The organism is Acidithiobacillus sp. TH-A36 (assembly GCF_057473445.1).
In genome coordinates this window covers 1-7951 of the sequence record NZ_JBYCKP010000540.1, presented here as the reverse complement: position 1 = coordinate 7951, position 7951 = coordinate 1, and the positions used below count along the sequence as shown (strand labels likewise).

The window sequence follows — 7951 nt, the reverse complement described above, 5'->3', positions numbered from 1 at the left end:
TGTGGGCGGCTACCAGACCATCACCGACCCGTTCGCAAGCATCAGCACCCGCACGAACTGCAGCATTCACTGCACCTGTTTCGCCACGCACCAATACGGTGACATAACCACCACCGACAAACTGGCGACCAATCAAACGCACTTCAGCAGCCTTGGTCATCGCATCAGCTGCTTCAATAGCTGGCACCAAACCACGGGTTTCAATCATACCCAACGCAATACCTGTCACTTCTGCCATTTCATCAACTCCTCAATAGACAATCTAAAAATCAGAACCGCTGGCTGCCGCTGATTAAGCAGTGGCAGCCTTCGGCAGGATGTGCTCGACCTCAGAGTGCACACGCGCAATGATGTGTGCAGCCACCAGGCCGTCACCCACCCGTTCGCAGGCATCAGCACCAGCACGAACTGCAGCATTCACTGCACCTGTTTCGCCACGCACCAACACGGTGACATAACCACCACCGACAAACTGGCGACCAATCAAACGCACTTCAGCGGCCTTGGTCATTGCATCAGCCGCTTCAATAGCCGGCACCAAACCACGGGTTTCAATCATACCCAACGCAACACCTGATACATCTGCCATTTGCACCCCTCCTTACGAGAACAAAACCCAATATAGAGAACGTTTCAAGGTTCCCAAAAGTCAATGATTCCACCAATGGTCAAATCAGTATGAATCTCAAAGTCGCCCGCCGCATAACGCGCCGCCGAACCTGCTACCGTAAACACCCACTTACCCGGTGGAACCCCCACGGGATCTATCGCTACATTCAGTTTCCCTGCTGCATCAGACAACACCCGTAACGAAATTTGCTTCAGTCCAGGAACCCGACGGGTGACCAACAGCTCCGAAACCACCTGCATAATCTCCACGACTACAGAGGGTCCCAATTATCAATGATGCCAATAATCGTCAGATCTGATGGATAATCCTTACTGCCAGCAGCTTCGCGCGCTGCCGAAGATCCCACACAAATCACCCAATCACCGGGAATACAACCCACAGCGTCCACCGCCAGTGAGCGCGGTCCACCTTCCTTTTCCTGAACCACCAGTAGAGGACGATGACCCATTTCTGCAATACGGTTGGTCGATACCAGAGTTTTTTCCACACGCATGATCTTCATGTGAGTGGCACCTCCTCCAATGGGCTGCCCAGTTTCTGATTCTGGACGCTGCCATGTAAATAAAGCATACCTTCGGACAGTAAATCACTGTACCGTGCTTGAATAGCTGCTGCCACGCGCTGTAATTTGATAATGATGCGTTCTCTGTGGCCAGGAACATTGGCGTCATATCTGTAATTAATCGCCATGGGTATGGGTAAACCCTGCTCGACATTCAGATGTCGAAAAATTTTGACCCCCACATCCAGATCCGCAGCTCCCTCTTCCACAGTATCCAGGTGCGCGTAATAAGACAGATTACGCACCTGCAACTCCTGAAAACCGTCACCAATACTCATAAAGCGTTCGCCATGGCCTCTGTCGGGATACCAGCCCCCGAAGTTTTCAATGACATATTCTATCTGGCTCAGATTATTGATAAGCAGGTTGGCAATCAGGCGCCGCATCCCGTCATGGGGTTTGCCGTCACCCTGCCCCCATCCGCCGACATCACTGGCATTGGCGATGGCTTCATAAATTGCAAGGCGTGCCTGATCGGCATTCATACCCAGAGTCTTTTTATAGAGTTCGGCATTGTCCACAGAGCGGAATAGACTCAAATCTCCCTGACCATCCGGCACATGAATGCGAATCGCATCAGTATCCGTATCGAGGCCAATCAGCAAAATATCGGTACTGGCACCACAACAAAAAGCATTTTCAATACCATGGCGAAACTGTTGCAAGCGTTCCAGAGCAGCTTCCATAGCTACTTTTTCATTGCTCTGATGCGCTGCACAACCCTGATGCATAGGATCCAGTGAACTGCGGTGATATACGGCCACCTTTAGATATCTGGTACCACTATCAGAAGTACTGGGATACCCCTCACGGAAGCGACGCAATTCCGCAGCCTGCCAGTCAAGAATATCGTCTTCTACATCAAACAAAGTTCCAGCAAAAGTAGAGTATCGTAATAAATCCGAAGCAGGCAGCCTTAAAATATAGGTAAACAGGCCTTTCAAACGACCATCAGCACAGGCTGAAACATTGATTGCGTGAAACCCGCAGTCGACCAGCAAGGCATCCAGACTTTGAGCATCGGCTACTTCCTGATGGATGCGCTGCGAGAATTGCTCAACGCCTGCCGCCAATGCCGAAAAGATGCTGGAACTATACAAGGTCGGCACATCCACACCATGAATCCACGACCTCTCCAAAACGCCTTCAGGAAAGGGATGACCTAAATGCTGTTCTGCCAGACGGTTAGCCTGCTCGGTAAAGTCACGCGATGCGCCCAAAGCAGCCACTTCTTTCAGAACCGGCACAATTTCATCAAAGCGCCGCTTGATACTTGATTCGAAACGGGCAAGACGATCATTTTCCGTTTTATTCACCAAAGCATGGTGGCATTGGCGAGCGGGCAGGCTGGCGCAGGCTGGATGCACAGCTGGCTTACCGTCAGCCTGCTGGGGAACCTGAACGTGCACAGCCTGAGAGAACTGCCTGGACATGGGCATGGGCATGGAATCTGGCGTACCTATACCACGCATGCGTCTGATTTTACGTGTATCCAAGCTTCAGCCCTCAACCTGCAAAGCTGAATCATCCCGGTACAGATGCCGAAAATCCATCATCCTCGCGCGCCTCCGGAATAAGTAACCAATGAACCCCGGGAAGAACTCCCGCTGCTGCCGGTCAACTTGGATTCACTCAACGCTGCCGATAAAGCCTGCCCTTTGTTTACGCCCGCAGACATGACACAAATTTTCGCATCACCGCGTTGCGTAGGATTACGCTTTTGGGCCCAGTGTCCTTCTGTGCCGGTGACGCGCTTACTCCGACTCCAGTCGTCACCAGTAATCTGCCAGGCACCACGTTCGGGCACAGCCATTACCGAAGAAGCAGCTTCCGGGCTGGCAGACATGCCTGGCTGCACGGAAAGCGGAGTACCTTGCGGCATTTCCCGAGTCCGGAACTCCGGCGTACCGGTCACCAGCCCTCTTGCCAGATTGACCGGGCCAGTGACACGATCATTCTGATCCGCACTATTGCCGGTAATGCGATTGAGCATCTGCCGGGACGGAGGAACAATACTGAAGTCCTGCGGCGCATTCACTACGGCCTGAGGAGACTGCGATGCAACCGGGGCGTCCACAAAACGGGTGCTGGTCGGTTCCACTTGTGCCATTGCCTGTTTTTTGAGGGCACAGTTACTGCAGCATGACGGTTCCTCTTGAGGCGCACTTGAAGCTATGGCTGACTGCATCACGGCCTCGTGAGGAGTTGATTCGGTCAGGTTGCTGAGGGCATCGCCCGCATAGGGCGTTCCAGAAACGGCTGAAAATGCCCCAGCCTCATTACCTGTTACATTTTCTGAAGGTGTTAGCAACGGTCCACTGACCAGCTGTCCAGTGGCGGTCCGAGTTACACCCACTTTGGGAGCTTCAGCATGCGGAGTGCTCGCGCATGCAGCATAATGCTCTGCCCCATAATATTCCGTACCGGTGACGGGCAAGCACTCTCCACGCTCGTCACCAGACATTTTTGGGTGTGAACTCACTCCTGTCCCTGTCAGGGCGGTACCCGACAGACTGGACATCATCCCCACCTTATCGACACCACCGCCGCACAAGTTCGCCAGAGCGTAGCCTGTACCGGTTACCCGTTGACAACTACCAGGCTCATTACCGGTGACCTTTTCCGAACGATCTACCAGATTGCCGGTAATCCGCATCCCTTTATCGGTATTACTGATTCCGACCTTCGAAAGCACCGGCTCCGGCGCCGCCGTACGGCACAAAGACTGAAAGGTTTCCTGACTCAGATACTCCGTTCCGGTAACTGGCCGACATTCACCGGAGTCAAGTCCCGTAATTTTGCTTGAGCTGTCCACAGCAGTTCCGGAAATCTGTTCACCTGCCAGTGTGTGTGTTTGCGAAACCTTGGGTGGTGCGCCGTTAATGGTCATCCGGGCCACTCCAGCATCAGAATACTGGGAACCCGTAATCCGCTGCTGAACGCCCGTCTCGGAACCCGTCACAGCGGCGGTTCTTGCCTCATCTGAGCCACTGATCGGCAGGTGTTGTTTCGCCGAAATACCCATCGCCACTTTCTGAGGTCGGGCAGGCAGATCTGACTGGCAAAATGCACCAAAGTTTTCCATGCTCAGGTATTCAGTACCGGTGACTGCCGTACACGTACCGGCTTCATCGCCTGTCACATCAGCAGATCGGCCCAGTTGCGTACCAGATACGGACTGCCGCGCAGTGGTACTGGACTGCCCTACCTTGGCAGGATTTGGCGCCGGACGACTGTTGCAAAAACTGGTGAACTGATCAGTACCAACATATTCTGTGCCGGTAATTCCCCGACAGGATCCTGCCTCATTACCGGTAACCGCAGCCTGACGAGTCACTTGCGTTCCGGTCACTTCCGAACCTGCCAAAGTGGTATCCACTTCAACTTTCTGTGGAGCCCGATACTTTCTGGAACGTAACTGACCGGCAGCCCGGGAAGGTTGCGAGCGACCCCGACCATGCTCGGCCTGTTCCTGACGATGCAAACGGGCGAATTCGCGGCCATTACCATTTTGCAGATAACGCAAGCGCGCAGCGGCAGAACTCAGACCACGCATCACCGTAAGCGCCACCTTGCCCTTTTGGGAGAGCGTCTGCCGCCGTGCCTTGCAGAGCTGGCGCACTGAACTTTCGCGCCAGGCAAAATCAGACGGGTTTGACTCAGCCATTTCACATACGGAATCCAGAAACGATTCTTCCACACCGGGAATCAGCGGCTGCACAACATTTTCAGCAACCATCACTGCTTGGCTGCTTTCTGCCGGGGCAACCCGACGACGGCTGCGCGAGCGCCGCTGTTCCGGATCAGACCAGCACTGCGCACCCGTACATCTTTGGGCACGATGCGCTAATGCGGCTTCTCTCCCGGAGTTTTTCTGAGACATGTTATCAATGTGTACGGATGGCGACATAACCACTGCTGCTGTGGATTCTGTCTTCATCGAATTCGGTACAGACTTTGGCTCAGCAGCTGCTGGCACTGACCGTGTTCTATCGGTTTGCTTGCGCACGGCCTGCTGGCGCCGCATCTTCTGCGCCAAAGCCCGACCACGCAAGTGACCGGAAGCGGATAATTCAGACATATTGCCTCCCTTGATGTAGCCGCCGTAAAAAACACGGCGGCTTCGTCACTGCCGCCCCTGTTTAGGAGCCCCGGTAAACCACAAACGCCAGACCTTGACTCTGGGTATAGTTGTCGTAACCGATCAACTTTACCAGATGACCCGGATATTCGCGGTGGCAGGCTTCCAACTCGGCCAGAATGGCGTCAACACTTCTTTCGCCAAACATGGGAAGCTTCCACATGTACCAGTAATGCGTGAACGATCGACTGGGCTCGACATGTTCTACTGCAGGGTTCCAACCCTGAGCGACAATGTACTGAATCTGAGCCCGAATCTGTTCAGCAGACATGGGGGGCAGGTATGAAAACGTCTCATACCGGCGGACTTGCTTATAATCTTGCACATCGGCCATGATGACCTCCTTCCTGAATAAGCTGATGAATTACCAGAAATTAGCGGTTCTGCACGTCGAGCTTGTCGACCGTATCGAACTCAAACTTGATTTCTTTCCAGGTTTCCAGAGCGATCTTGAGTTCTGGCGAATGGCGAGCTGCATTCATCAACACTTCCTTGCCTTCCTTCTCGATCTCGACCCCACGGTTACGGGCTTCCACGCACGCTTCCAGAGCAACACGGTTAGCCGCCGCACCTGCCGCATTACCCCAGGGGTGACCCAGAGTACCGCCACCAAACTGCAGTACGGAGTCATCACCGAAAATACTCACCAGTGCCGGCATGTGCCACACGTGAATACCACCGGAAGCTACGGCAAAGGCACCGGGCATGGAACCCCAATCCTGATCAAAGAAAATACCGCGACTGCGATCTTCAGGAATGTAGGATTCGCGAAGCAGATCAATCCAGCCCAGGGTAGAAGCGCGATCGCCTTCCAGCTTACCTACCACGGTACCGGTATGGAGATGATCACCACCGGACAGACGCAGGGCCTTGGTCAACACCCGGAAGTGAATACCATGGTTGGGGTTACGATCAATTACCGCATGCATGGCACGGTGAACGTGCAACAGTATGCCATTTTTGCGGCACCAGCGGGCCAGACCGGTATTTGCACAGAAACCACCGGTGAGGAAGTCATGCATGATGATGGGCATACCCAGTTCTTTGGCGAACTCGGCGCGCTCGTACATTTCTTCCGGAGAAGGCGCAGTCACGTTCAGATAGTGACCCTTGCGCTCACCCGTCTGAGCTTCGGCATTGTGGATAGCATCAGCCACGAAGAGGAAGCGGTCACGCCAGCGCATGAAAGGCTGGGAATTGACGTTTTCGTCATCCTTGGTGAAATCCAGACCACCACGTAGGGCTTCATACACGGCACGGCCATAGTTCTTGGCAGAAAGACCCAGCTTGGGCTTGATGGTACAACCCAGCATCGGCCGACCATACTTGTCGAGCAAGTCACGTTCTACCTGAATACCATGGGATGGACCGTTACAGGTCATGACGTAATGCAGCGGGAAGCGCACGTCTTCCAGACGCAGGGCACGAACCGCTTTAAATCCGAATACGTTACCCACCAGCGAGGTGAATACGTTAACCACCGAACCTTCTTCGAACAGGTCGATCGGATATGCGATGAACGCATAAAAAGCCGCGTCGTCACCGGGGACGTCTTCAATGCGATACGCACGACCCTTGTAGTAGTCCATGTCGGTAAGCAGGTCAGTCCAGACCGTAGTCCAGGTGCCGGTAGATGATTCTGCGGCTACCGCCGCCGCTGCTTCTTCCCGATCCACACCAGGCTGCGGGATAATCTTGAAACACGCCAAAAGATCCGACTCGAGCGGCACGTAGTCCGGAGCCCAATATGTGTGGCGGTACTCCTTGACGCCGGCTTCATATTTACCAGCCATAAGATTCCTCCTAAAGTATCAGTCTAACTTGACCTGCAAAGCTGTAACCCTTGACGAATGTACAAAGTGCCTTCCATAAGGTAAAGTAAAAAGAAATTAATATTACCTTTTGGAAAAGTAAAACCTTGATAATCCGCCATCCGACCCTGCACCAATTACGTATTTTTACGGTGCTTGCGCGACACCTTAACATGACCCGCGCTGCAACGGAATTACACCAGACGCCTTCAGCACTGTCCATACAGATCAAGCAACTTTCTGAGACCGCCGGCGAGCCCCTGTATGAACAAATGGGCAAAAAACTTTACCTCACGGCTGCCGGAGAAGCCGTTGCCAGGGCCGGAAACGACATTCTGCGTCGTCTGGATGCACTGAATCAGGAGCTCAACGCCCAGCGCAACCTCGAATCAGGGACACTTAACCTGTCCATCATTTCGACGGCAGAGTACTTCGCGCCGCGCCTCATTGGTACCTTCTGCAAGGAACATGCAGGTATTGAAGTCCACCTTGAAATTGCCAATCGCGACAGCATCCTGGAACGACTCAAGCAAAATCTCGACGACATTTACATCATGGGTCAGGTTCCCGATGATATTGATGGTGTTGCCCGCCCCTTTATGGAAAATCCGCTGGTTGTACTCGCCCCCGGCGATCACCCGTTAGCTGAACAATCCCGCATTGCTCCAGAGCGATTAAAAGATGAAGCATTTATTCTTCGGGAGGAAGGTTCCGGAACCCGGCTGACAGCCCAGAATTTTTTCCAGGAACAGGGAGTCCAGCTCAAAGTCAGAATGACCATGAGCAGTAATGAAGCGGTCAAGCAG

The 7951-nt window shown here is 53.5% G+C and carries 9 protein-coding genes; 1 reads left to right on the top strand and 8 read right to left on the bottom strand.

Translation table 11 applies throughout. The annotated features are described in order from the left end of the window. From AC2VLY_RS13790 to AC2VLY_RS13755, 8 genes are all read right to left on the bottom strand, one after another. The coding region (locus tag AC2VLY_RS13790) for a BMC domain-containing protein (RefSeq protein ID WP_486922470.1) at positions 1-238 on the bottom strand (238 nt) is incomplete at its 3' end. Positions 239-292: 54 nt separating this feature from the next. Next, positions 293-589, bottom strand: a complete 297-nt coding sequence (gene csoS1, locus AC2VLY_RS13785; RefSeq protein WP_010637879.1) for an alpha-carboxysome major shell protein CsoS1 — start codon at positions 587-589, stop codon at positions 293-295. Positions 590-633: 44 nt separating this feature from the next. Then, positions 634-870 carry a carboxysome peptide B gene (locus tag AC2VLY_RS13780; RefSeq protein ID WP_486892236.1) on the bottom strand — a complete coding sequence of 79 codons (237 nt, stop codon included), beginning with the start codon at positions 868-870 and terminating at the stop codon, positions 634-636. A gap of 11 nt (positions 871-881) precedes the next feature. Further along, positions 882-1133: an alpha-carboxysome shell vertex protein CsoS4 gene (gene csoS4, locus AC2VLY_RS13775; RefSeq protein WP_010637873.1), complete on the bottom strand. Its 252-nt coding sequence runs from the start codon at positions 1131-1133 to the stop codon at positions 882-884. Then, a complete protein-coding gene (locus tag AC2VLY_RS13770) occupies positions 1130-2689 on the bottom strand; it encodes a carboxysome shell carbonic anhydrase (RefSeq protein ID WP_486922469.1) in 1560 nt (519 codons plus the stop codon). The genes csoS4 and AC2VLY_RS13770 overlap by 4 nt, the downstream gene beginning before the upstream one ends. Positions 2690-2745: 56 nt before the next feature. Beyond that, positions 2746-5274: an alpha-carboxysome scaffolding protein CsoS2 gene (locus AC2VLY_RS13765; protein ID WP_486922468.1), complete on the bottom strand. Its 2529-nt coding sequence runs from the start codon at positions 5272-5274 to the stop codon at positions 2746-2748. Positions 5275-5335: 61 nt separating this feature from the next. Continuing rightward, positions 5336-5668, bottom strand: coding sequence for a ribulose bisphosphate carboxylase small subunit (locus AC2VLY_RS13760; RefSeq protein WP_010637868.1), 333 nt, complete (start codon positions 5666-5668; stop codon positions 5336-5338). 40 nt (positions 5669-5708) lie between these two features. Beyond that, positions 5709-7127 (bottom strand): form I ribulose bisphosphate carboxylase large subunit, encoded by a 1419-nt coding sequence (locus AC2VLY_RS13755; RefSeq protein ID WP_193651023.1) that lies wholly within the window; start codon positions 7125-7127, stop codon positions 5709-5711. A 125-nt stretch (positions 7128-7252) separates the two neighbouring features. Here AC2VLY_RS13755 and AC2VLY_RS13750 point away from each other — a divergent pair. Beyond that, on the top strand, positions 7253-7951 hold a 699-nt coding region (locus AC2VLY_RS13750; protein WP_486892233.1), incomplete at its 3' end, for a LysR substrate-binding domain-containing protein.

Bases quoted from the DNA above. Each gene is read 5' to 3' on its own strand.
- csoS1 (WP_010637879.1), bottom strand. From the start codon at position 589: ATGGCAGATGTATCAGGTGTTGCGTTGGGTATGATTGAAACCCGTGGT.
- AC2VLY_RS13780 (WP_486892236.1), bottom strand. From the start codon at position 870: ATGCAGGTGGTTTCGGAGCTGTTGGTCACCCGTCGGGTTCCTGGACTG.
- csoS4 (WP_010637873.1), bottom strand. From the start codon at position 1,133: ATGAAGATCATGCGTGTGGAAAAAACTCTGGTATCGACCAACCGTATT.
- AC2VLY_RS13765 (WP_486922468.1), bottom strand. From the start codon at position 5,274: ATGTCTGAATTATCCGCTTCCGGTCACTTGCGTGGTCGGGCTTTGGCG.
- AC2VLY_RS13760 (WP_010637868.1), bottom strand. From the start codon at position 5,668: ATGGCCGATGTGCAAGATTATAAGCAAGTCCGCCGGTATGAGACGTTT.
- AC2VLY_RS13755 (WP_193651023.1), bottom strand. From the start codon at position 7,127: ATGGCTGGTAAATATGAAGCCGGCGTCAAGGAGTACCGCCACACATAT.